The following is a 21,780-nucleotide window of genomic DNA, read 5'->3' on the forward strand; positions in this document are numbered from 1 at the left end:
AGCTTTGATTTTACAGCTTAATTTTGCTAAAATAAAAACACTAAGAAGAATGAGGTAAGAACATGTCTAAAATTTTTGTCTTTGGTCACCAAAATCCTGATACTGATGCTATAGGTTCATCCTATGCCTTTGCTCACTTGGCAAGACAGGCTTATAGTTTGGATGCTGAGGTTGTGGCTTTGGGAGAACCAAATGAAGAAACACGCTTTGCTCTTGATTATTTTGGAGTGCAAGCACCTAGAGTAGTTGAATCAGCTCAAGCAGAAGGTGTGAATACTGTTATTTTGACAGACCACAATGAGTTTCAACAGTCTATTTCAGACATTAGCCAAGTAACCATCTATGGTGTGGTGGATCATCACCGTGTGGCAAATTTTGAAACAGCTAACCCCTTATTTATGCGCGTGGAACCTGTGGGTTCTGCATCATCTATTGTCTACCGCATGTTTAAGGAAAATAATCTTGAGGTATCAAGAGAGATTGCTGGCTTACTCTTATCAGGTTTAATTTCAGACACCTTATTACTGAAGTCACCTACGACCCATACAACAGATCATAAGGTAGCTCAAGAACTGGCAGAATTAGCTGGGGTCTCACTTGAAGAGTATGGAATGAATCTCTTAAAAGCTGGAACCAACCTTGCAAGCAAGTCAGAAGCAGAATTGATTGATATTGATGCTAAAACCTTTGAATTAAATGGCAATGCTGTCCGTGTGGCTCAGGTTAACACTGTTGATATTAAAGAAGTCCTTGAACGTCAAGAAGCTCTTGAAGGAGCTATCTTAGAGGCAATGGCTAAGGAAGGCTACTCAGACTTTGTCTTAATGATTACAGATATTGTCAACTCAAACTCAGAAATTCTAGCCCTAGGTAGCAATATGGACAAGGTGGAAAAAGCCTTTAACTTTGTATTAGAAAACAACCATGCCTTCTTAGAGGGTGCTGTGTCACGTAAGAAACAAGTCGTTCCTCAATTAACAGAAAGCTTTGGTGCCTAAGCATGTCCTATATTGTCACCTTTAAAGAGGTAGAAACCACCCTCCTTGAGGAAAGTCCTGTTAAAGAGGCCCTAGCAGGTCTAAGGGCCAATGAGGCTAGGTATTTTTGGAATAAATATAAGATTACTTATGAGGTTTTTACTCCTAGTGAAAAGCCAGATATTTTGCCCCTTATTGAGCAGGTCCTTGCAGAGCGACAAATGTCCTTTCCTTATAAGGCGCTTTGTCTTTCACAATTTGAGGTTGACGGTATCTTATGGTCTCATGTTTATTATGATAATGGCTTGGTTGTCAATCTTCTCTATACTTTAGCAGAAGGGGGTAAGCGAGCTATTGGCTTTAAGCTAGCTAATGGGATTGAGATTCCAGCAGAGTTTGAAGGCAAGTTTAAGTTTGCCCGTCAGCGTTCTAAGTTGGCAGGAGAAATTCGCGGAAGCTTCTTTCTTGTAAAAGGGCAATACCTCTAAAAATAGAGTTTTGTCTGTGAATACAAAAATAAAATAAAAAAACAAAATGATTTTTGGTCATTTTGTTTTTTTATATCTGTTAAGTTTATTTTCTTTTGAATTTTGGAAGGAAAGTAAGACTTCCTGCAATAGCCATGATAAGCATAGCAGCAGTAGTGAGGAAGGGATTACTTGTGTCACCACTTGCTGGCAGTTGATTTGCTTTAGCTTGAGCTTGGGAGTCTAGTTTTTGAATTTCTGAGTTAGAGCTTGTAGGAATAACTGCTTGACTTTGCTCTTTTGATTCAGGCTTTTTATCCTCTTTTTCTTCAGCTGAAACTTGTGGCATCTGAGTTTTTGGAGTGGATGCCTTAGTTTCAGGAACTTTTGGTGCTTCTTGCGAGTTTTCGGTTGAGCCTTCTTGAGAATTTGCTTGTGGGCTTTCCTTTGGTTTTTCAGGCTTTAAAGGAAGGTCAGGTTTTTCTGTGCTATCAGGTTCTAGGGGAAACTCTGGACTTTGAGGAGTCTCTGCTAGTTCAGGGACTTGGGGTTTAGCTTGGTCAGCTTCTTTTTTAGGCTTTTCTTGGGGAAGGATTGAGTCACCCTTGTCGCCTTTAGGCCCTTGTTCCCCGTCTTTACCGTCTTGTCCATCCTTACCAGCAGGTCCTTGAGGTCCCATAGCGCCGGCTTCTCCTTGGTCGCCCTTATCACCTTTAGGACCAGTTAGACCAGGGATACCTTGTTCACCTCTGTCGCCTTTAGGCCCTTGTTCCCCGTCTTTACCGTCTTGTCCATCCTTACCAGCAGGTCCTTGAGGTCCCATAGCCCCATCTTCTCCTTTAGGCCCTTGTTTTCCAGTTTCACCAGGAAGTCCTCTAGGCCCCATAGGCCCTTGTTCGCCCTTTTCACCCTGTGCGCCTCTTTCCCCTCTAGGTCCCGCGACACCAGGATCACCTTTTTCACCTTTAGGACTAGGTAATTTAGCTAACCCAATTAAATGACCGATACTAAGTTTGTAATGATATTCAAAATCTTCAAGATATTTTCTAATACTATTAATATCCTTCACTTCTGAAGCAGTCTTTGGATATGTTTTTCTTTGTTGATCAAGATCTCCTAGTAATGATTGTCTTCTCTCTTCAATATCTACTTCTGCCTGCACTGTACTTGTTATCCCTGCTGTAGCGAAGGCTGTGAGGGTTGCTAGAACTATGCCATAGCGAGGGGCTAGCTTTCTGATTTCTTTTTTTCTTTGTGTCATTTCTTATTTTCTACTTTCTCTAGGATACTTGCCTATAGTCTTTCTACAAGCGCAAATAACAGTATATATATATATATATAAGCAATCCAATTTTTTAAAAATATATTAAAAAATAGATGATAACAATAAAAATTAAATGAGAAAATTTCTTTTATTTTCCTTCTATAAGTCTTTTGAAAATTTTGCTATAATAGGCTTATGATTACCCTATTTAATCCTGATAAAGTCAGCAGGCAGCCTTTTTTTCAAGCCCTTATTAACTACCTTTCTCAAAGAGAAGATGTGACCTTACGCCAGATTAAGAAGGATTTTCCAGAGGTTAAGCAGGTGGATCGTTGTCTTGAGACCTATATCCAGGCAGGCTATATTATGAGAAAAGACAGGCGCTATTACCTTTCTCTCCCATTATTAGAGGACTTAAATACTGTCCACTTGGAGGATATGGTTTTTGTTGATAGTCAGGCAGCTATTTATCCGGAGCTTCTGGCTAAGAGCTTTGAGACTAGGCTGACCAATCCCACCAATCAAGTTATTATTCTTGAAAGGACGACAATTAGCAGAGAATCCCTTAGCTTAGCCAATTATTTTTACAGGTTAAAAAGGGGTGAAAAGCCGTCTGCGGCTCAAGCAGAGCTTTATGAGCTGCTGGGGGATGTTAATCCTGACTATGCCCTTAAGTATCTGACAAGTTACTTGCTGAAGTTTGTTGGCAAGGACCAGATAAAGCAAAAAAGACCCGATATCTTTTGTCAGGCCTTGGTCTTACTATCTTATCTGATACCAGTTGGCGACTCTAGCTATCGCCTAGGCATGGAAATGGATCCAGAAAAGCTAATCTTTAAGGCAAAATAAGGAGCTGACTTGCCAACTCCTTATTTATTTAATGTTAGTGCAATAAATTAAGATTTAATTAAAACTATGGTTTGCTTCTCTTTTCTCCAAACTTTATACTAATTAGTGTAAAAAAAAGAATCTATAAAGAAGAGGAAATAAGATGAAAGCAACAAGCAACAAGCAACAAGCAACAAGCAACAAGTTTAAGTCCCCTATTGTCCTTGGCCTAGCACTAAGCCTTAGCTTTTTAGTAGGGGCTGGGACAGTAGAAGCAAATACTCAAACAGATGCCTATAAAGCATCTGAGGAGGCCGCAACTAGACACTGTGCTGGAAAAAATGATGGTAGCTGTCAAGCGCTCTTTAAAAGTGGCTATGAGTCGGGTTGTAGAAATTTACAATTTGGGGGAGAACGAAATCAAAAAACTTACTTTAATGATGGATATGAAGAGGGAAAAAAGAACACAGGTACACCAAAGTGTCAATTTCATTATACAACTTGGAAAGAGCGGGAGTGGGATGAAAGTAACTTTTTTGGAAAAGTTCTTATCTTACTTGGCAGTGCTTGGAACACAGTTAAAGGTTGGTTTTCAAGATAACTTAAATCTTTTAAGTAAGACAAAAGGCATCTCTCTTGAGATACCTTTTTTAATATGTTTTTTTTTGAAAGTTACTTTTGTGATAAATAAGTTTTAGCGGCTTGGAGGTCACCGGGGTAGGGTATTTTTTGGCCATTGACGATTTGATAGGCGTCGGCTCCCTTACCAGCAATGACTAGCGCATCTCCTGCTTGATGGCAGTTAGACAGGCCTGCTTGGATGGCTTCTTGCCGGTCAACAATAATCTGGACAGGCCGATTGATCTGGTCGGCAATTTCTTGACAGATAGTTTTGGGGTCTTCAAAATTAGGGTCATCAGCAGTCAGAATGATAGATAGCTTAGGATGTTTGTTAATGACCCTAGCAAAGTCAGCCCGTCTGCTTTCTCCCTTATTGCCAGTAGCCCCAATAATCAGTGTCAGCTGGCCTTTTTGGTGTTCTTCAACAACAGAGATTAGTTTTTCTAAGCTATCGCCATTGTGGGCATAGTCTACAAAAAGCTTGGCTCCACTTGGATGGTTGAGGACTTCCATTCTACCAGGCACCCTGGTAGCAGCAATGCCTTTTTTAATATCTTCTGGACTAGCGCCTAACCTCAAACAGGCAAGACCAGCAGCTAGGGCATTTTCCTGATTAAATAGACCAATTAAGTTAATAGCATAGTCACCTGCCAATTTTCCCTTAGCCTCAAAAGAGAAGGCCTGGCTCTTTTCAATGCTGTTGTTAGAATGTTTACCATAAAAGTCATGGTCCTGATCAGCCACCTGCTCTTTTAAGAGGGCAAAATGGTCCATGCCACTGTTAATAATAACAGCTCGGCTATTCTCCATTAAAAGCCGCTTATGATAGAAATAATCCTCATAACTCGGGTGCTCAATAGGACCGATGTGGTCAGGGCTGATGTTAAGAAAAACACCAACGTCAAAACTTAGGCCGTAGACCCGCTTGACCAAATAGGCCTGACTAGAGACCTCCATAATGAGGTGGGTCATGCCATTAGCCACGCAGTCAGCCATCATTTTAAAGAGATCAATGCTTTCTGGAGTGGTCAGCTCAGACTTAAAGAAATGTTCCCCGTCTAGGGTAGTATTCATGGTTGATAGCAAGGCAGGTTTGTGGGATTCCTTGAGGATATGGTAGGCAAAGTAAGCCGCAGTAGTTTTCCCCTTGGTGCCCGTAAAAGCAAGTAACTTGAGCTTTTCCTGTGGCATCTGATAAAAATTCATGGCAATAAGGGCCATGGCTTTTTTAATGTCAGTAACCAAAATAGCAGGAATAGCTACTTGATAGTCAACTTCTGAAATATAAGCCTTTAGGCCATTTGTAATAGCAGCCTCCAGATAGGCAGGCTTAAAACCAGCTCCCTTGGCAAAAAACAAGGTGTCTTGATTGCTAACTCGACTGTCATAGCTTAGGGCAGAAAAGGTCAGGTCAGGGTCATCATAGGAATAAAGGTAGTGGCCTTGACTGATAACTTCTCTAAAGTTATGGTCTTCTTTTAAGATTTTTATTATGCTTTCAATACTTATCATACTTCTTATTTTATCTCTAATGTTCAGGATTTACAAGTAACAAGCAAAAGTTTATAATGAAATCTAAGATAAGAATAGAAAGTAATCACATGACAGAAAATAAAAAAGAATTGACCCAGTCCCAGCTTATGATGCAAGGGACAGTATGGACCACAGCTAGTAATTTTATCAGCCGCTTTTTAGGAGTTATCTATGTTATTCCCTGGTTTATCTGGATGGGAAAACATGCCACGCAAGCTAATGCACTCTTTAATATGGGCTATAATATATATGCCTATTTTTTATTGATTTCAACGACAGGCTTGAATGTGGCTATTGCTAAGCAAGTGGCAAAATATAATTCTTTGCAGCAAAAAGAACATAGCTATCAATTGATTAGGAGTACCTTGAAGTTGATGGTGATTCTGGGGCTCATTTTTTCACTGATTATGTATTTTACCTCCCCAATCTTTGCTAAGATGTCAGGTAGTGATGAGCAGCTCATTCCGATTATGCACAGCCTGTCCTTGGCCGTCTTGGTCTTTCCTGTTATGAGTGTGATTAGAGGCATCTTTCAAGGCTACAATAACTTGAAACCAACAGCCTTAAGCCAGATAGCAGAGCAAATTATCCGCGTTATTTGGATGCTTGTGACCACCTACTTGATTATGAAATTAGGTTCTAAGAACTATGTGACTGCTGTGACCCAGTCAACCTTTGCGGCTTTTATTGGGATGTTGGCCAGCATGATGGTTCTTATCTATTATCTCAATAAGCAGGGCTTATTAAAGGTTATTTTTTCAAAACCTAAGCTGGAAGTACCTATTGATGCCAAGGGTTTGCTTTTAGAAACCCTAAAAGAATCTATTCCTTTTATTGTCATAGGCAGTGCTGTTCAGGCCTTTCAGTTGATTGATCAGTGGACCTTTACCAATACCATGTTGCTCTTTACTAATTATAGTAAGACCCAATTACTGATTTTGTTTGGTTATTTCAATGCCAATCCTGCTAAGATTACCATGATTCTAATTGCGGTGGCAGCTTCTATTGGTGGGGTAGGGATTGCCCTTTTAACGGAAAATTATGTCAAAAAAGATATTAGGGCGTCAGCAAAATTGATTATTAATAATATTGTTATGCTATTAATGTTTTTGTTGCCAGCATTAGCAGGTGCTACTATCTTAGCGCGTCCACTTTATTCTGTTTTTTATGGAGCTAGCCCAGCCCAAGCGATTTCTTTGTTTAGGGTGGTATTGCTACAGACCATTTTATTAGCCCTTTATACCTTACTAGCTCCTATGTTACAGGCTCTATTTGAAAATAGGAAGGCTCTTTATTACTTTAGTTATGGGATTATCATTAAGTTTGTCTTGCAAATTCCAGCTATCTATTTCTTCCATGCTTATGGGCCCTTGTTAGCTACAGCAGTTGCTTTATTGGTTCCGATTGTTCTTATGTACCGTCGGCTTCATCAGGTGACCCATTTTAACCGTCAACTACTCTTTAAGCAGTCTTTGTTAATTTGTCTTTTAACAGCAGTTATGTCTCTTGTTGTGGTCTTGTGTAATTGGCTCTTGGGCTTTATCTTTGTACCGACAGGCAGATTATCTAGTCTTTTGTATCTACTTATTGTTGGTTCTATTGGATTTTTGGTATATGCTTATTTGTCTCTGGCCAGCCATCAATTGGACAAGCTGATTGGTAGCAAGGCAGAAGGCTTAAGAGCAAGATTTGGTATAAAATAAGCTGATCTCTAAAAAAGAATTCATCATAATCATATCCTTCTTATTGCTGAATTTATCTTCTACTGTAATGTAAGCTAGTTATAAGAAAAGAAAGGATACTCTTTTCAGGAAGGGTATTCTTTCTTTTCTTTAGTTATTTTGATAATTTACTAAGCATACTTGCTTGAATTTTGGTATAATGATAAAAGTGTAAAAAAATAAGAAGGAAGTACATTCACATGGGAAAATGTCAAGTTATTTCACACCCACTTATCCAGCATAAACTTTCTATTTTACGTAGACAAGATACTTCTACCAAGAATTTTCGTGAGTTAGTCAATGAAATTGCCATGCTTATGGGATACGAAGTCTCTCGTGATTTACCATTAGAAGATGTTCATATTCAAACACCTGTTGCAGAGACAGTTCAAAAACAGTTGGCTGGTAAAAAATTAGCTATTGTTCCAATCCTTAGAGCTGGTATTGGTATGGTTGATGGTTTTTTAAGCCTTGTCCCAGCAGCAAAAGTTGGTCACATTGGGATGTATCGTGATGAAGAAACTTTAGAACCTGTAGAGTACTTGGTTAAGCTTCCAGAAGATATTAACCAAAGACAAATCTTTGTGGTTGATCCTATGTTGGCAACTGGTGGCTCTGCTATTTTAGCCGTAGATTCCCTTAAAAAACGTGGTGCAACTAATATTAAGTTTGTCTGTTTAGTAGCAGCACCAGAAGGTGTTGAAAAACTCCAAGAAGCCCATCCAGATGTTGATATCTTCACAGCAGCACTCGATGAAAAACTCAATGACCAAGGCTATATTGTCCCAGGTTTAGGAGATGCTGGAGATAGACTATTTGGGACTAAATAATAATCCAGTGGATTATTATTTCCCGAGCCTAGAAACAAAAAAGCGAGGCTAATCCAGTGGATTATTATTTCCCGAGCCTAGAAACAAAAAAGCGAGGCTAGTCCAGTGGATTATTATTTCCCGAGCCTAGAAAAGTATAGATGGAGCTAAGCTTAGTGTTCCTTCTTAGCTCATTTTAAATAGCAGAAAAGGTTCTATGGCAGCTTATGTGTAAAGGGATGTTTATTATTTGACCTTATTTGACCAAAAGATTATAATAAAGTCAATCATTAAAAAAGCTGATTTCTTGGCAAGCCTGCTTTGAGATTTACTTGATTAGATTGGAGAACTATATGATTCCTGTTGTTATTGAACAAACAAGCCGTGGTGAACGTTCTTATGATATTTATTCACGCCTTTTAAAAGATCGTATCATTATGCTAACTGGTCCAGTTGAAGATAATATGGCAAACTCAATTATTGCCCAATTATTATTCCTGGATGCACAAGATAATACCAAAGATATTTACCTCTATGTGAATACTCCTGGTGGCTCAGTTTCTGCTGGTTTAGCAATTGTAGATACCATGAACTTTATTAAATCAGATGTGCAAACAATTGTTATGGGTATGGCAGCCTCAATGGGGACTATCATTGCCTCATCTGGAGCTAAAGGGAAACGTTTCATGTTGCCAAATGCAGAATACCTCATCCACCAACCAATGGGGGGAGCTGGTAATGGTACCCAACAAAGTGACATGGCTATTGTAGCTGAACAACTTTTGAAGACTAGAAAACGTCTGGAAAAAATTCTGGCTGATAATTCTGGTCGCACCATTAAGCAAATCCATAAGGATGCAGAACGTGATTATTGGATGGATGCTAAAGAAACCCTAGCTTATGGTTTTATTGATGAAATTATGGAAAATAACGAACTCAAATAAAAGAGAAGCCTATATCAAGCACTTAGAAGCATTTCTAGGTGCTTTTTATATCTATAAATTCTCTTGAAGCAGGCCAGTCAAACTGAAATTATGATATAATGAAGGCATGTTAGTCATAAATGAGGAGCTTCTAGCTATTGAAGAGGCTATTGATGACTTGGTTAGTGACCTAAAGTCTACAGAAGAATATCAGACTTATCAGAGGCTAGCTAAGCAGGTTGAAAATGATTCAAAATTACAAGTAGCTATTGCTCAGTTTCAGCAGATGTCAGAAGCCTATGCCAGTCAAAGCCAATTTGTTCGATTTCGTCCAGAGATTCGTTCACTTAAGAAGGCTCTGCTTATGGCCAAAAAAGACTTGGATCTCAATCCTCAAATAAGTGCCTTAAGAGTAGCAGAAGTGAACCTTCAAAAGCTTCTGGCCCATGTTTCTGAAGAACTGGCGAGGTCGATTTCTAGTCATATTTTTGTTGATACGGGTTTGCCCTTGGCACCAAAGCATGAAAAGCTGGGTAGAGGAATCTATAATAATATTAAGGAAAAGGACAGGTAATGTTTGAGAAAAATAATCGCATAGGCTTAGTGGTTTACTTATACTATAATCGCGATGCCAGAAAACTCTATAAATTTGGTGATGCCTACTATCACTCGAAAAAAACCAGGTATCTTGTCTTATATATCGATGCTAAGGACCTTGAAACTAAGCTAAAAGAAATTAAGAAATTAAAGTTTGTCAAGGAGGTTAAACCATCAGCTTTTGATGAGATTGACCATAATTTTGTAGGGAATTTACACCGCCAAGAAGAAAAAGAAGTGGTGATAGATAGCTAGTTTTAAGTAAGTACATAAGCTGATTTCTATTTTAGGAATCAGTTTTTTTCTAATCAAAACTTTTATTCTAGAAGAAGAAAAGGCTTACATTTCCCTGACTTTTTGGCTTTTCTACTAATAAGAAAAAGAATTAAATAAGATTTAAGTTAAGAATCCATTGACAATTTTCTGATAATTCTGTATTCTTATCTACATATCATTTTTTAGATTGTATGAGGAAATAGTATGAGAAAGAAGCTTTTAGTTTTAGCAATGACATCTTTATCAGTGATCATTTTGACAGCTTGTCAAGCAGCCCCACCAAGTAGTACGTCTAATGCAAAAGGAACCACCATTGAAAAGACGCTTAAGCTGGGCCTTAATTTTGAATTAACGGGGGCAGTATCAGCTTATGGAAATGCCCAAAAACGAGGGGCACAAATGGCAGCTGCAGAAATTAATAAGGCTGGTGGTGTTGATGGTAAAAAAATAGAGCTCATTGCCAAAGATAATAAGTCAGAAAATGCCGAGTCAGCTATTGTGACCACAAGCCTAGCAACTAAAGAAAAGGTTAATCTTATCATTGGCTCATCTACCTCAGGAGCTGTAGCAGCAGGTTCTCCCAATGCCACAGCAGCAGCAGTACCAGTAGTTACCCCAGCAGGTACTCAGGACGACTTAACCATTGCTAAGGATGGAAAGACCTATGATTACATCTATCGAGCTACGTTTACAGATTCTTATCAAGGAAATATGCTAGCAAAATTTGCCTCTGATGCTTTAGGGGCCAAAAAGGTAGCTCTCTTTTATGATAATTCAAGTGATTATGCCAAAGGGATTACCAAACGCTTTAAAAAGACTTTTGAGGGGCAGATTGTTTCTGAGTCAACCTATCAATCAGGAGATACAGATTTTCAATCAGCCTTAACCAAAATAAAACATCAAGCCTATGATGCTATTGTTATGCCAGGCTATTATCAAGAAACAGGCACAATCATTAAACAGGCGCGTGAAATGGGAATTACAGTTCCTATTATTGGTCCAGATGGCTTTGCGGATGCAAAACTTATTGAGCTTGCAGGTAAGGAAAATGCTGATAATGTTTACTATCTCTCAGCTTATTCTTCAGCTGTATCTCCAAAAGCAGCTCAATTTGCCAAAAACTATAAGAAGAGATATGGTTCAGAACCTTCTATGTTTGCTGCTTTAGCCTATGATGCTGTTTATATGGGAGCAAAAGCTGCTAAAGGGGCTAAGACCTCAAAAGACATTGCTCAGAACCTAGCTTACTTAAAGGATTTTGAAGGGGTGACAGGGCTTATGACTATTGATAAGAAACATAATCCCATAAAATCTGTAACCATTATTGGCCTAAGTAAGGGTCAAGAAAGTTCAGCCACAGTTGTAAAACCTAATTAATAGAGAAGGATAGAACCTTCACACTTACAAAGATAGAAAGTATGGTAAGGAAATGCTTCAACAACTTGTAAATGGTCTCATACTAGGAAGTGTCTATGCACTTCTTGCCCTAGGCTATACTATGGTATATGGAATCATCAAATTAATCAACTTTGCCCACGGTGACTTGTATATGATGGGAGCCTTTATTGGTTATTATTTAATTAATGCCTTCCATCTCAATTTCTTTGTGGCCCTCTTATTAACAATGCTGATAACAGCTACACTTGGTATGCTGATTGAATTTTTAGCTTACAGACCCTTACGCCATTCAACACGGATTGCAGCTTTGATAACAGCTATCGGGGTTTCCTTTTTCTTAGAATATGGTATGGTCTACCTTGTAGGAGCAGAAGCAAGAGCCTTTCCCCAAGCCATCAAAACAGTTAAATATAGCTTGGGATCTGTAACTATTACCAATATCCAACTTATTATTTTGTTTGTTTCACTTTTTTTGATGATTGCCCTGCAATTTATCGTAAAAGAAACCAAGATGGGCAAGGCCATGCGAGCAGTCTCTGTAGACAGTGATGCAGCCCAGTTGATGGGAATTAATGTCAACTCAACTATTAGCTTTACCTTTGCCCTAGGCTCAGCTCTGGCTGGCGCTGCTGGAGTCTTGATTGGTCTATATTACAATTCCATTAACCCTCTAATGGGGATGACACCAGGAATCAAATCCTTTGTGGCCGCTGTTTTGGGTGGTATTGGTATTATTCCAGGTGCAGCTTTAGGTGGCATTTTAATCGGCCTAATTGAAACAGTCTCGGTTGCTATTGGATTTTCAAGTTACCGTGATGCGACTGTCTTTGCTGTTTTGATTATTATATTATTAATTAAGCCAGCAGGACTCTTAGGGAAAAATCTCAAGGAGAAGGTGTAAGATTATGAAGATAAAGAAAAAAGCTAATATCATTTGGCTTGCTGTTCTAGCTGGGGTTTACCTGATACTTCATTTATTGGTAGAATCAGGTCTTTTAGGTCCTTATTATGTTCAAATCTTGATGGGGATTGGCATTGCTATTATAATGGCTTTGGGAACTAACCTAGTTCTAGGTTTCTCAGGCCAATTTCCCTTAGGGCAAGCTGGTTTTATGGCAATAGGTGCCTATACGACAGCTATTGTGACTGATAGTATTCCAACTTATCTTGGTTTTTATTTATCCATGCTTTTGGGGGTCTTGATAGCAGGTTTCATAGCTGTTTTAGTAGGTTTTCCTACCTTACGTTTAAAGGGGGACTATCTGGCTATTGCAACCTTGGGAGTGGCAGAAATTATTAGGATAGCTATTATTAATGGTGGTGAAGTGACAAATGGTGCAGCTGGACTTACTGGAGTTCTGCTTTATACATCTTGGCCAGTGGTTTATCTTTTTGTTATTGTCATTACCATTCTTATTCTTAATTTTTTAAGGTCAGCGACAGGGCGTCAGGTTATTTCTGTCAGAGAAGATGAGATTGCAGCTGAGTCAATGGGTGTTAACACAACTAAAGTCAAGGTTATGACCTTTTCTTTAGCAGCAATGACAGCAAGCATCGCAGGCTCTCTCTATGTTGGTTATATTGGAACAGTTGTCCCCAAAGACTTTACCATTATGCGTTCTATAGATTATTTAATCATAGCTGTTTTGGGAGGCTTAGGTTCTATTACAGGTACTATAGTAGCTGCTATTGTTTTAGGAATATTAAATATGTATCTCCAAAACTTCTCAGAATTACGAATGATTATTTATTCCCTTGCTTTAATTTTAGTTATGATTTTTAGACCTGGGGGCTTGCTTGGAACAAGAGAATTTAGCCTCAGTAAATTATTATCAGCTAAGAATCAGGAGGGTAAATAAATGGCACTTCTAGAAGTTAAACAGTTAACCAAGAACTTTGGTGGCCTAACAGCTGTGGGTGATGTTAGTATGGAACTTCATCAAGGAGAGTTGGTTGGTTTGATTGGACCAAATGGTGCTGGGAAGACAACTCTCTTTAATCTGCTAACAGGGGTCTATGTTCCAAGTGAAGGTACTATTAGTATTGATGGCACCCTTATTAATGGCAAGGCTCCCTATAAGATTGCTTCATTAGGATTGTCCAGGACCTTCCAAAACATAAGACTCTTTAAAGACATGACTGTCCTTGAAAACGTGCTTATTGGCTTGGCTAATCAAGAAAAGCCACATTTGCTAGCTAGTTTGTTAAGACTTCCTAAGTTTTATCAGACTGAAAGTGATTTGGAAAGAAAAGCCTTAGACTTATTACAGATCTTTAAGCTGGAAGATGACGCTCAGACATTAGCTAAAAATTTGCCTTATGGGCAACAAAGACGGCTAGAAATTGTCCGTGCTCTAGCTACAAAGCCTAAAATTTTATTTTTAGATGAGCCAGCAGCTGGGATGAATCCTCAAGAAACCTTGGAGTTAACAGCTCTTATTAGGCAGATTAAGGATGAATTTGGCATTACCATCATTTTGATTGAGCATGATATGAATCTGGTTATGGAAGTCACCCAGAGAATTTATGTCTTAGAATATGGTCGCCTCATCGCCCATGGCAGTCCTGAGGAAATTAAACATAATAAAAGGGTTATTGAAGCTTATTTGGGAGGTGATATGTGATGACTATGTTATCAGTGGAAAATCTTTCTATCAAATATGGGGCTATTGAAGCTGTCAAGGATGTTTCTTTTTCTGTTAATGAAGGTGAGGTTGTGACCCTTATTGGTGCTAATGGTGCCGGAAAGACCTCTATATTAAGAACAATTTCTGGCTTGGTCAGACCAAGTAGTGGTGCTATCCATTTCTTAGGTCAAGCAATCCATAAATTACCTGCTCGGAAAATTGTTGCCAAAGGTTTGTCACAAGTACCAGAAGGTCGCCATATTTTTTCTGGCCTAACAGTTATGGAAAACTTGGAAATGGGAGCTTTTTTAATTAAGAATCGAGAGGACAACCAAGAAAATTTAAAACTTATTTTTGACCGTTTTCCCAGATTAGAAGAACGTAAAAACCAAGATGCTGCTACTCTCTCAGGTGGTGAGCAGCAAATGCTGGCTATGGGACGTGCTTTAATGAGTAAACCTAAATTGCTTTTATTGGATGAACCATCTATGGGGCTGGCTCCTATTTTTATTCAAGAAATATTTAATATCATTCAGGATATTCAAAAAAAGGGAACAACCATCCTACTCATTGAACAAAATGCTAATAAAGCTTTGTCAATTGCTGATAGAGCCTATGTTTTAGAAACAGGGAAAGTGGTTTTATCAGGTTCAGGTCAGGAATTATTAGAATCTGAGCAGGTTAAGAAAGCCTACCTTGGTGGTTAGTAACAGTAACCAAAGATTCAACTTATAATGTAAAAAGTAAAAAAGAAAAACAAGAGGAAATCTTATGTCAGTAAAAGATTATATGACAGCAGATGTAATAGCTATTTCGCCTGATACCAGAGTTGCTAAGGCAGCTGATATGATGAGAAAAGAAGAGGTTCGCCGTTTACCAGTAGTTGAAAATGGTCGCCTGGTGGGCCTAGTCACAGCTGGTACAATGGCAGATGCCAGTCCTTCAAAGGCAACTAGCCTTTCTATCTATGAAATGAATTACTTGCTTAACAAGACAAAAATTCAAGATATTATGATAAAAAAGGTAATCACTGTTTCTCCTAATGCCAGCTTAGAAGATGCTATTTATCTCATGCTCCAGCATAAAATTGGTGTCCTACCTGTGCTTGATAATAATCAGCTTTGTGGGATCATAACGGATAAGGATGTTTACCGGGCCTTCTTACATATTTCTGGTTATGGTCTAGCAGGGGTAAGGATTGTGTTGCAGGCTGATAATGTGGTTAGTATTCTAGCTAAGGTTACAGAAGTTATTTCAAATGAAAACCTTAATATTCGAAGAACCATAATTGATACCCGTGCTTCTGGCAAAACAGTCATTGAAATTCAAGTAGATGGTGATATTGAGCCTGTTTATTTAAAAGAAAAATTAGAAACTATTGGTGTTGAAGTAGACTCAATTGCAAAAACAAGTGAAAAACCAGACTTTAATTAAGCTTAAGTGCTGCTATTGAATTAGCAGTGCTTTTTTCGATAATTTTTGGTAAAATAGAAATAACAATTAAAAAAGGATATAAGATGACAAAAGGTATTGTGATTACACTTGAAGGTCCTGATGGAGCTGGTAAAACCAGTGTTTTAGAAGGCATTCTCCCCTTATTAGAAGCAGAATTGTCACAAAGGATTATGACTACCAGAGAACCAGGTGGGGTGGCTATTTCTGAAAAGATTAGAGAGATTATTCTTGATCCTATTAATACAGCTATGGATAATAAGACAGAACTTCTCTTGTATATTGCAGCAAGGCGGCAACATATGGTAGAAAAAGTCTTACCAGCTCTTGAAGAGGGAGCTCTTGTTTTGATTGATCGTTTTATTGATAGCTCGGTTGCTTATCAGGGTGCAGGTAGAGGCCTGGATAAAAAAGATATTAAATGGCTAAATAGCTTTGCAACGGATGGTATTGTACCTGATTTAACCTTATATTTTGATGTACCCTCTCAGGTAGGTCTTGCTAGAATAGCTAAAAGCAAGGACAGAGAAGTGAATAGACTTGACTTAGAGCAGCTTGAGATGCATCAAAAGGTCAGAAGTGGCTATTTAGAACTTGCCCAAGAAAATCCAAAGCGCATAGTAACAATTGATGCCTCACAGACCTTAGACCAAGTCATTACAGAGACAGTTAAGATCATTAAGGAACAGCTAAGATAAACCGCACGAGAAAGGAGTTTAGGAATGGCTCAGACAATTGCAGAACAAGTCCCACAAGCCTATAAATCTTTTAAAGAGATTTTACAAAAGAAACGTTTAAACCATGCCTATCTCTTTTCAGGTGATTATGCTAATTTGGAGATGGCTTTATATATAGCCAAGTCTATTTTTTGTGATTGTGAAAGTGATGTTCTTGCCTGCAATAAGTGTCGTATTTGTCAGTTGATTGATAGGAATGAGTTTTCTGATTTAACTATTCTAGAACCTAATGGCCAATTTATCAAGACGGAAATCGTTAGGGAAATGATGAAGAACTTTTCACGGACAGGCTATGAAAGTGAGAAGCAGGTTTTTATTATTAAAGACTGTGAAAAGATGCATACCAATGCAGCCAATAGTCTTTTAAAGTTTATTGAAGAACCTCAAAGTTCATCTTATATTTTTTTACTAACCAATGATGAAAGTCATGTTTTGCCGACCATTAAAAGTAGAACGCAAATTTTCCATTTTCCTAAAAATGAGGCCTATTTAGTAGAATTGGCTCAAAAAAAGGGACTTTTAAAGGATCAAGCAGTCTTAATGGCAAAATTAGCTAAAAATCCAGCCCACTTAGAAACTATGGTTGAGGACTCTAAAATTTTGGAGCTTATTTCTTTAAGTCAGCGTTTTGTCTCCTTGTTATTAAAGGATAAGGATAAGGCCTACTTAGAAATTAGTCGTCTTAGTGCCCTTGCAGGTGAAAAGAGTGAACAGGATATTCTTTTGAGCCTTTTAACCCTTATTTTGGCTAAAGACTACGGGCAAGAGCAGGCTGTTGCCTATTTAGATGCTCTTTATGAGGCAAGGAAAATGTGGCAGAGTAATGTTCATTTTCAAAATGCACTAGAATATATGGTAATCAGATGACAAGTACGATTGGTATTAAGTATTCTGAAAAAGAAACTATACAATTTGTGAAATCAGACCAAGATTATCCTAAGATGACTTACTTGGTCATAAAAGAAGCACGGGGGAGTCGCTTGGCTAGGGTTTACCAACCTTTAAGAGAATTGAGGGAAGCTGCCTTACCTAAGGATATCCCTAGTGTTGTGAGGCAGGCGACAGCTAGAGATATTAAAGTAGCCAGGGCTAATCAGCAATTTGCTCAAGAATCAAGGATGAAGGTTAAAGAATTAATCACAGCCAGGCAACTCGACATGTCCCTAATTGATATTATTTTTCCTTTGGAAAAAAATTATGTCCTTATTACTTTTACAGCAGAAGAGCGTGTTGATTTTCGTTTGTTATTAAAGGACTTAGCAGGCTTTTTTAAGATGCGTATTGAATTGCGGCAGCTCAATAGTCGGGAAGAAGCAAAGGTTTATGGGGGCTTAGGACCTTGTGGTAGACCGACTTGTTGTTCAAGTTTTTTGGGAGAATTTCCAGCAGTCTCCATAAAAATGCTAAAGAATCAAGGCTTATCTTTTAATTCGGAAAAAACAAGAGGATATTGTGGTCGCTTGCTTTGTTGTTTGCAGTATGAAGATTCGTTTTATCAAGAAAGCAAAGGAAAGTTTCCAGATTATGGTAGCATAGTTGAAACAAGTGAAGGGCAAGCAAGTGTGGTTTCCATTGATATTTTCAAGGAAGAAATAAAGGTTAGGCCACATGGCAGCCACTTATTAAGAACGTATCATTTAGAGGAGGTAAGTCTTGGTAAATAAAAGAGAACTATTCGATGCTTTTGACGGTTTCTCACAAAGTTTAATGGTCACTTTAGCAGACATAGAAGCAATGAAAAAACAAGTTCAGGGCTTGGTTGAAGAAAACACTGTTCTCAGGTTAGAAAATACCAAATTACGTGAGAGATTAAATCATTTAGAGCATGAAACGCATGCTAAGCCAGTCTCAAAGCAAGGCAATGAGCATTTGGAAGGTATTTATGACGAAGGCTTTCATATTTGTAATTTCTTTTATGGTCAGCGTCGAGAAAATGATGAAGAATGTATGTTTTGTAGAGAATTATTAGACAGAAAGTTAGATAATGCAAATTCAAAGAAGTTTTAAGGAAGCAAAAGCCAAAGGGACCCTTTATTTAGTGCCAACACCTATTGGTAACTTGCAAGATATGACCTTTAGGGCTGTTGAAACCTTAAAAAATGTAGACCTTATTTGTGCAGAAGATACTAGAAATACAGGACTCTTATTAAAGCATTTTACTATTACGACAAAGCAGTTTTCTTTTCATGAGCATAATGCCTTTGAGAAAATTCCTCTTTTACTAGATTTATTGGAGTCTGGTCAAGACCTTGCTCAGGTTTCAGATGCTGGTATGCCTTCTATTTCCGATCCAGGTCATGACTTGGTAAAAGCAGCACTAAAAAAAGATATTGCAGTGGTTGCTCTACCAGGTGCTTCTGCTGGGATTACAGCCTTAATTGCTAGTGGATTAGCTCCACAGCCCCATACCTTTTATGGTTTTTTGCCTAGAAAAAGTGGCCAGCAAAAACATTTTTTTAGCGACAAAGAGGCTAGTATCGAGACACAGATTTTTTATGAGTCTCCCTTTCGGGTGGCAAATACTCTAGAAAATATGCAGGCTATTTATGGGGACAGGCAGATTGTTTTGGTCAGAGAATTAACCAAGCTTTTTGAGGAATACCAAAGAGGAAGTATCAGTCAGATTCTAGAACACATTAGTAAACATCCCTTAAAAGGGGAATGTTTGATTATTGTGTCTGGTGCTAGCCAGATAGAAGACTCATCAGAAAGGTTAGAAGAAGATGATTTGCTTGCTTTGATTCAAAAAGAAATAGAAGCCGGTAATAAGCCTAATCAGGCTATTAAAAAGGTTGCTAAGGCCTATCAACTGAATCGTCAGGAACTTTATCAAGCCTTTCATAACAGAGAAAAAGACTAGTTTGTCTCACCAATCTTAGTTTTATTGCTTAAGGATTTGATGGTTTGAGACAAACTAGTCTTTTTGCTTGGTTAAGCTACTCCTATTGATATTAATATCTAGATAATCTTTGTTCCATGTACATTAGGGGTACCGATAGCTTTACTCAGTTCTTGTGCATTCTGGGCAGTTACTCCACCACCTATCATGATTTCAATACGGTTATTAGCGTAAGCTACTAGCTCACTTAAGTGCTGCCGGTTTTCTCTGATGTCATTTTTCTGATTAGAACCATGGGTTAGGATACGGACAAAGCCATAATCGACTAAGGCATCTAAGGCAGCAGCTTGCTTTTCTTTTGGAATAGCATCAAAGGCCATGTGAAAAACTAAGGGAAGTCCTTGGCAGGCGGGAAGTAATTGTTCAATAGCATCATGGTCTAGGTCATTTTCCTTGGTAAGTAGGCCTAGTACCAGAGCGTCAGTGCCTGCTTCTATAGCTTTTAGAATATCTTCTTCCATGGCTTTTAGTTCCAAGTCGTTGTAGACGAAATCGCCAGCTCTTGGCCGAATCATGGTAGCTACAGAAATAGATTTTTCATGTAGAAGGCTGCAGGCTTCTTTGATGACGCCATAAGAAGGTGTGGTTCCACCAACAGCTAAATTATCACAAAGTTCAACCCTTTGGACACTGGCTTTTTCTAGTTGAGGAAGGGCACTTAGATTTTCAGCACAAAATTCTTTTAGTAACATTTTTCTTCTCCTTTTTCATAGTTTATTATAGCATGTTTTCAGGGGAATACTTTTGTGGAAATTTTTGTGTGCTCGTAAAAAATATGCTATACTCTGTATAATTCTAGGATAGCTTTGCAGTTCAGAGACTATGAAATGGAGGTCCCAGATGACTTTATACAAATGTATTTACCTCTCACCTATTGGCAGGATTTCTCTGATTGCTACGGATAAGGTCTTACTAGGAGCTTGGTTTGAAGGGCAGAGTCATTTTGAAGCTCATATTTCTGAGACGCCTCAAGATGAGAAAAATCAGCTTTTACAAGAAGCCTGTCAGTGGTTGGATGCTTATTTTAAGGGGGAGAATCCCTCTGTCCCTTCCTTTCTTTCAGGCCAAGGGACAGCATTTCAAAAGCAGGTTTGGCAGCAACTTGAAAAGATTCCTTATGGACAAACCAGTACCTATGCCACTATCGCAGAGCAAATAAATTCTTTATCAGCTCGAGCAGTAGGTGGAGCAATTGGTAAGAATCCACTAAGTATTTTTGTTCCCTGTCATCGGGTGCTAGCCAGTAATGGCAAAATGACAGGTTACGCCGCAGGGATTGACAAAAAAATCTGGTTATTAGAACATGAAAAAAGTAAAGGAGTGATGTGATGATAATATTTTATGAATATCCTAAGTGCTCAACCTGTCAGCGAGCAAAAAAGGAGTTAGCTACTTTAGTAGAACATTTTGAGGCTATTGATATTAAAACGAATCCACCCAAGGCAGAGCAATTGAAGAAGTGGATGACAGATTCTGGTTTTAGTATTAAGAATTTTTTCAATACTAGTGGTAATAGCTACCGTCAGCTGGGCTTAAAAGACAAGATTGACCAGCTCACGATAGATCAAGCCGCAGAATTGCTTTCAAAAGATGGGATGCTGATTAAAAGGCCACTCTTAATTAGAGATGAAAACTTGCTACAAATTGGAGCTAGAAAAGCTTACCAAGACCTTTTTAAGGATAAATAAGGTAAGCATTTGTGGAGCTTATCTCTAGCTTTGAAATATTAATTTTGGCTATAAAAAAAGTTGTCTGAAATAGTTCAGACAGCTTTTTTAGGCGTTGAGTTCTGTGTTAATTTGCCACATAATACCATATTGGTCGACAAAATTAGCATAGGCTTTGCTCCAAAAGGTTTCTTGTAATTTGAGTGAGATGTTTTGAGCATTTACAGTTAGCTTTTGGTAGAGTTCTTTGGCCTCATCTATATTATCAACAATAATGGCAGCAGACATATTGCTACCTGCTTGATAGTCAAAATCAGGATTTTCGTCAGAGACTTGTAGTCTGATTCCATTGAATTCTAGTTGGCCATTAAGAAGAAGTTGCTCCCGGTCTTTGGGACAGTCTGGAACAGCATCTTTCCAGAGGGTCAGGTTAGTTACTTGGGCATTGAAAGCATCCTTGTAAAAGCTAAGGGCTTCTTGTCCATTACCATCTGTGATGAGGTAAACATTTAGTGCTGTAATCATATTAGGGTCTCATTTCTTAGTTTAAATGCTTTTACGAACAGCAATATAATGCCCTTCGTTATCTGTAAAGGTAAAGTGAACCATGCCTTGATATTCCATAATGGGATTGGTGGTCACTCCATTTTCGGTTAGGCGTTTGTGTTCTGCTTCTAGGTCATCAGTTTCAAATAGGAGTGAAGGAAAGTCTACATTCATACCAGGGTTTGCTTGGGCAACAAGGTCTTTATTATGGAGGCCAAATTTGCTAGCAGAGTCATGAGAGGGAGCAATTTCATAGGAAATATGGTCTTGTGTTTCAGCTTGGTCAATTAGGACAAAACCCATTTTTTCAGTCCAGAATGTCATTGAAGCTTTGGTATCATTGACATAAAGCATAGTTGTTGATTTTGTAATCATTGCATGTCTCCATATTCTTTAGGTGTAAGCTTATTATACGTCACCTTATTACATTAACAAAAT

27 protein-coding genes are annotated in these 21,780 nt (G+C 38.4%); 22 read left to right on the forward strand and 5 right to left on the reverse strand.

Annotation, left to right across the window (positions count from 1 at the left end; genetic code table 11):
* The first annotated feature begins 62 nt into the window (after positions 1–62).
* Entirely contained in the window at positions 63–998 is a 936-nt protein-coding gene (locus A3GU_RS0100330; RefSeq protein WP_018365540.1) for a manganese-dependent inorganic pyrophosphatase, read from the forward strand.
* 2 nt (positions 999–1,000) lie between these two features.
* Positions 1,001–1,465, forward strand: coding sequence for a DUF8821 family protein (locus tag A3GU_RS0100335; RefSeq protein WP_018365541.1), 465 nt, complete (start codon positions 1,001–1,003; stop codon positions 1,463–1,465).
* A gap of 85 nt (positions 1,466–1,550) precedes the next feature.
* On the opposite strand, the gene A3GU_RS09870 is transcribed toward A3GU_RS0100335, so the two are convergent.
* Complete coding sequence (locus tag A3GU_RS09870) at positions 1,551–2,705, reverse strand: LPXTG cell wall anchor domain-containing protein (RefSeq protein ID WP_018365542.1); 1,155 nt, start codon at positions 2,703–2,705, stop codon at positions 1,551–1,553.
* Between the two features lie 198 nt (positions 2,706–2,903).
* Between A3GU_RS09870 and A3GU_RS0100345 the strand changes: the two genes are divergently transcribed.
* Positions 2,904–3,557: a DUF1803 domain-containing protein gene (locus A3GU_RS0100345; RefSeq protein ID WP_018365543.1), complete on the forward strand. Its 654-nt coding sequence runs from the start codon at positions 2,904–2,906 to the stop codon at positions 3,555–3,557.
* Between the two features lie 142 nt (positions 3,558–3,699).
* Positions 3,700–4,137 carry a hypothetical protein gene (locus A3GU_RS0100350; protein ID WP_018365544.1) on the forward strand — a complete coding sequence of 146 codons (438 nt, stop codon included), beginning with the start codon at positions 3,700–3,702 and terminating at the stop codon, positions 4,135–4,137.
* A 71-nt stretch (positions 4,138–4,208) separates the two neighbouring features.
* On the opposite strand, the gene A3GU_RS0100355 is transcribed toward A3GU_RS0100350, so the two are convergent.
* Positions 4,209–5,669, reverse strand: coding sequence for a UDP-N-acetylmuramoyl-L-alanyl-D-glutamate--L-lysine ligase (locus A3GU_RS0100355; RefSeq protein WP_018365545.1), 1,461 nt, complete (start codon positions 5,667–5,669; stop codon positions 4,209–4,211).
* A gap of 89 nt (positions 5,670–5,758) precedes the next feature.
* On the opposite strand from A3GU_RS0100355, the gene A3GU_RS0100360 reads away from it, so the two are divergent.
* The 16 genes from A3GU_RS0100360 to rsmI all read left to right on the forward strand — a co-directional run bounded on the left by A3GU_RS0100360 (position 5,759) and on the right by rsmI (position 19,090).
* Positions 5,759–7,393: a putative polysaccharide biosynthesis protein gene (locus A3GU_RS0100360; RefSeq protein ID WP_018365546.1), complete on the forward strand. Its 1,635-nt coding sequence runs from the start codon at positions 5,759–5,761 to the stop codon at positions 7,391–7,393.
* Positions 7,394–7,611: 218 nt separating this feature from the next.
* Positions 7,612–8,241 carry a uracil phosphoribosyltransferase gene (upp, locus tag A3GU_RS0100365; RefSeq protein ID WP_018365547.1) on the forward strand — a complete coding sequence of 210 codons (630 nt, stop codon included), beginning with the start codon at positions 7,612–7,614 and terminating at the stop codon, positions 8,239–8,241.
* 332 nt (positions 8,242–8,573) lie between these two features.
* Positions 8,574–9,164 carry an ATP-dependent Clp protease proteolytic subunit ClpP gene (gene clpP, locus A3GU_RS0100370; RefSeq protein ID WP_018365548.1) on the forward strand — a complete coding sequence of 197 codons (591 nt, stop codon included), beginning with the start codon at positions 8,574–8,576 and terminating at the stop codon, positions 9,162–9,164.
* A gap of 106 nt (positions 9,165–9,270) precedes the next feature.
* A complete protein-coding gene (locus tag A3GU_RS0100375; protein WP_018365549.1) occupies positions 9,271–9,717 on the forward strand; it encodes a YlbF/YmcA family competence regulator in 447 nt (148 codons plus the stop codon).
* Positions 9,717–9,995 carry a YlbG family protein gene (locus A3GU_RS0100380; protein ID WP_018365550.1) on the forward strand — a complete coding sequence of 93 codons (279 nt, stop codon included), beginning with the start codon at positions 9,717–9,719 and terminating at the stop codon, positions 9,993–9,995. Before A3GU_RS0100375 ends, A3GU_RS0100380 begins: the two co-directional genes overlap by 1 nt.
* A gap of 225 nt (positions 9,996–10,220) precedes the next feature.
* A complete protein-coding gene (locus tag A3GU_RS0100385; RefSeq protein WP_018365551.1) occupies positions 10,221–11,393 on the forward strand; it encodes an ABC transporter substrate-binding protein in 1,173 nt (390 codons plus the stop codon).
* 52 nt (positions 11,394–11,445) lie between these two features.
* Entirely contained in the window at positions 11,446–12,315 is an 870-nt protein-coding gene (locus A3GU_RS0100390; protein ID WP_018365552.1) for a branched-chain amino acid ABC transporter permease, read from the forward strand.
* A gap of 4 nt (positions 12,316–12,319) precedes the next feature.
* Complete coding sequence (locus A3GU_RS0100395; protein ID WP_018365553.1) at positions 12,320–13,273, forward strand: branched-chain amino acid ABC transporter permease; 954 nt, start codon at positions 12,320–12,322, stop codon at positions 13,271–13,273.
* Positions 13,274–14,038 (forward strand): ABC transporter ATP-binding protein, encoded by a 765-nt coding sequence (locus A3GU_RS0100400; protein ID WP_018365554.1) that lies wholly within the window; start codon positions 13,274–13,276, stop codon positions 14,036–14,038.
* On the forward strand, positions 14,038–14,748 hold the full coding sequence (locus tag A3GU_RS0100405) for an ABC transporter ATP-binding protein (RefSeq protein WP_018365555.1): 711 nt from the start codon (positions 14,038–14,040) through the stop codon (positions 14,746–14,748). Before A3GU_RS0100400 ends, A3GU_RS0100405 begins: the two co-directional genes overlap by 1 nt.
* A 64-nt stretch (positions 14,749–14,812) precedes the next feature.
* On the forward strand, positions 14,813–15,475 hold the full coding sequence (locus A3GU_RS0100410; protein WP_018365556.1) for a CBS domain-containing protein: 663 nt from the start codon (positions 14,813–14,815) through the stop codon (positions 15,473–15,475).
* An 83-nt stretch (positions 15,476–15,558) separates the two neighbouring features.
* Positions 15,559–16,191 carry a dTMP kinase gene (gene tmk / locus A3GU_RS0100415; protein WP_018365557.1) on the forward strand — a complete coding sequence of 211 codons (633 nt, stop codon included), beginning with the start codon at positions 15,559–15,561 and terminating at the stop codon, positions 16,189–16,191.
* 24 nt (positions 16,192–16,215) lie between these two features.
* Complete coding sequence (locus A3GU_RS0100420) at positions 16,216–17,097, forward strand: DNA polymerase III subunit delta' (protein ID WP_018365558.1); 882 nt, start codon at positions 16,216–16,218, stop codon at positions 17,095–17,097.
* Positions 17,094–17,894, forward strand: a complete 801-nt coding sequence (gene ricT / locus A3GU_RS0100425) for a regulatory iron-sulfur-containing complex subunit RicT (RefSeq protein ID WP_018365559.1) — start codon at positions 17,094–17,096, stop codon at positions 17,892–17,894. Before A3GU_RS0100420 ends, ricT begins: the two co-directional genes overlap by 4 nt.
* Before the next feature lie 43 nt (positions 17,895–17,937).
* Complete coding sequence (gene yabA, locus A3GU_RS0100430) at positions 17,938–18,237, forward strand: DNA replication initiation control protein YabA (RefSeq protein ID WP_051069439.1); 300 nt, start codon at positions 17,938–17,940, stop codon at positions 18,235–18,237.
* A complete protein-coding gene (gene rsmI, locus A3GU_RS0100435; protein WP_018365561.1) occupies positions 18,215–19,090 on the forward strand; it encodes a 16S rRNA (cytidine(1402)-2'-O)-methyltransferase in 876 nt (291 codons plus the stop codon). Before yabA ends, rsmI begins: the two co-directional genes overlap by 23 nt.
* A 98-nt stretch (positions 19,091–19,188) precedes the next feature.
* Here the strand turns inward: rsmI and A3GU_RS0100440 are convergent, their stop codons facing one another.
* Positions 19,189–19,821, reverse strand: a complete 633-nt coding sequence (locus A3GU_RS0100440) for a copper homeostasis protein CutC (protein ID WP_018365562.1) — start codon at positions 19,819–19,821, stop codon at positions 19,189–19,191.
* Positions 19,822–19,969: 148 nt separating this feature from the next.
* Between A3GU_RS0100440 and A3GU_RS0100445 the strand changes: the two genes are divergently transcribed.
* The gene (locus A3GU_RS0100445; protein ID WP_018365563.1) at positions 19,970–20,458 is read left to right on the forward strand and encodes a methylated-DNA--[protein]-cysteine S-methyltransferase; all 489 of its coding nucleotides are present in this window, start codon (positions 19,970–19,972) and stop codon (positions 20,456–20,458) included.
* Positions 20,458–20,817 carry an arsenate reductase family protein gene (locus A3GU_RS0100450; RefSeq protein WP_018365564.1) on the forward strand — a complete coding sequence of 120 codons (360 nt, stop codon included), beginning with the start codon at positions 20,458–20,460 and terminating at the stop codon, positions 20,815–20,817. Before A3GU_RS0100445 ends, A3GU_RS0100450 begins: the two co-directional genes overlap by 1 nt.
* An 87-nt stretch (positions 20,818–20,904) precedes the next feature.
* Here the strand turns inward: A3GU_RS0100450 and A3GU_RS0100455 are convergent, their stop codons facing one another.
* Both A3GU_RS0100455 and A3GU_RS0100460 read right to left on the reverse strand, forming a co-directional pair.
* A complete protein-coding gene (locus A3GU_RS0100455) occupies positions 20,905–21,321 on the reverse strand; it encodes a VOC family protein (RefSeq protein ID WP_018365565.1) in 417 nt (138 codons plus the stop codon).
* Positions 21,322–21,342: 21 nt separating this feature from the next.
* On the reverse strand, positions 21,343–21,717 hold the full coding sequence (locus tag A3GU_RS0100460) for a glyoxalase/bleomycin resistance/extradiol dioxygenase family protein (RefSeq protein ID WP_018365566.1): 375 nt from the start codon (positions 21,715–21,717) through the stop codon (positions 21,343–21,345).
* Between the last annotated feature and the right edge of the window lie 63 nt (positions 21,718–21,780).

The organism is Streptococcus didelphis DSM 15616 (genome assembly GCF_000380005.1).
GTDB classification, from domain to species: Bacteria; Bacillota; Bacilli; order Lactobacillales; family Streptococcaceae; genus Streptococcus; species Streptococcus didelphis.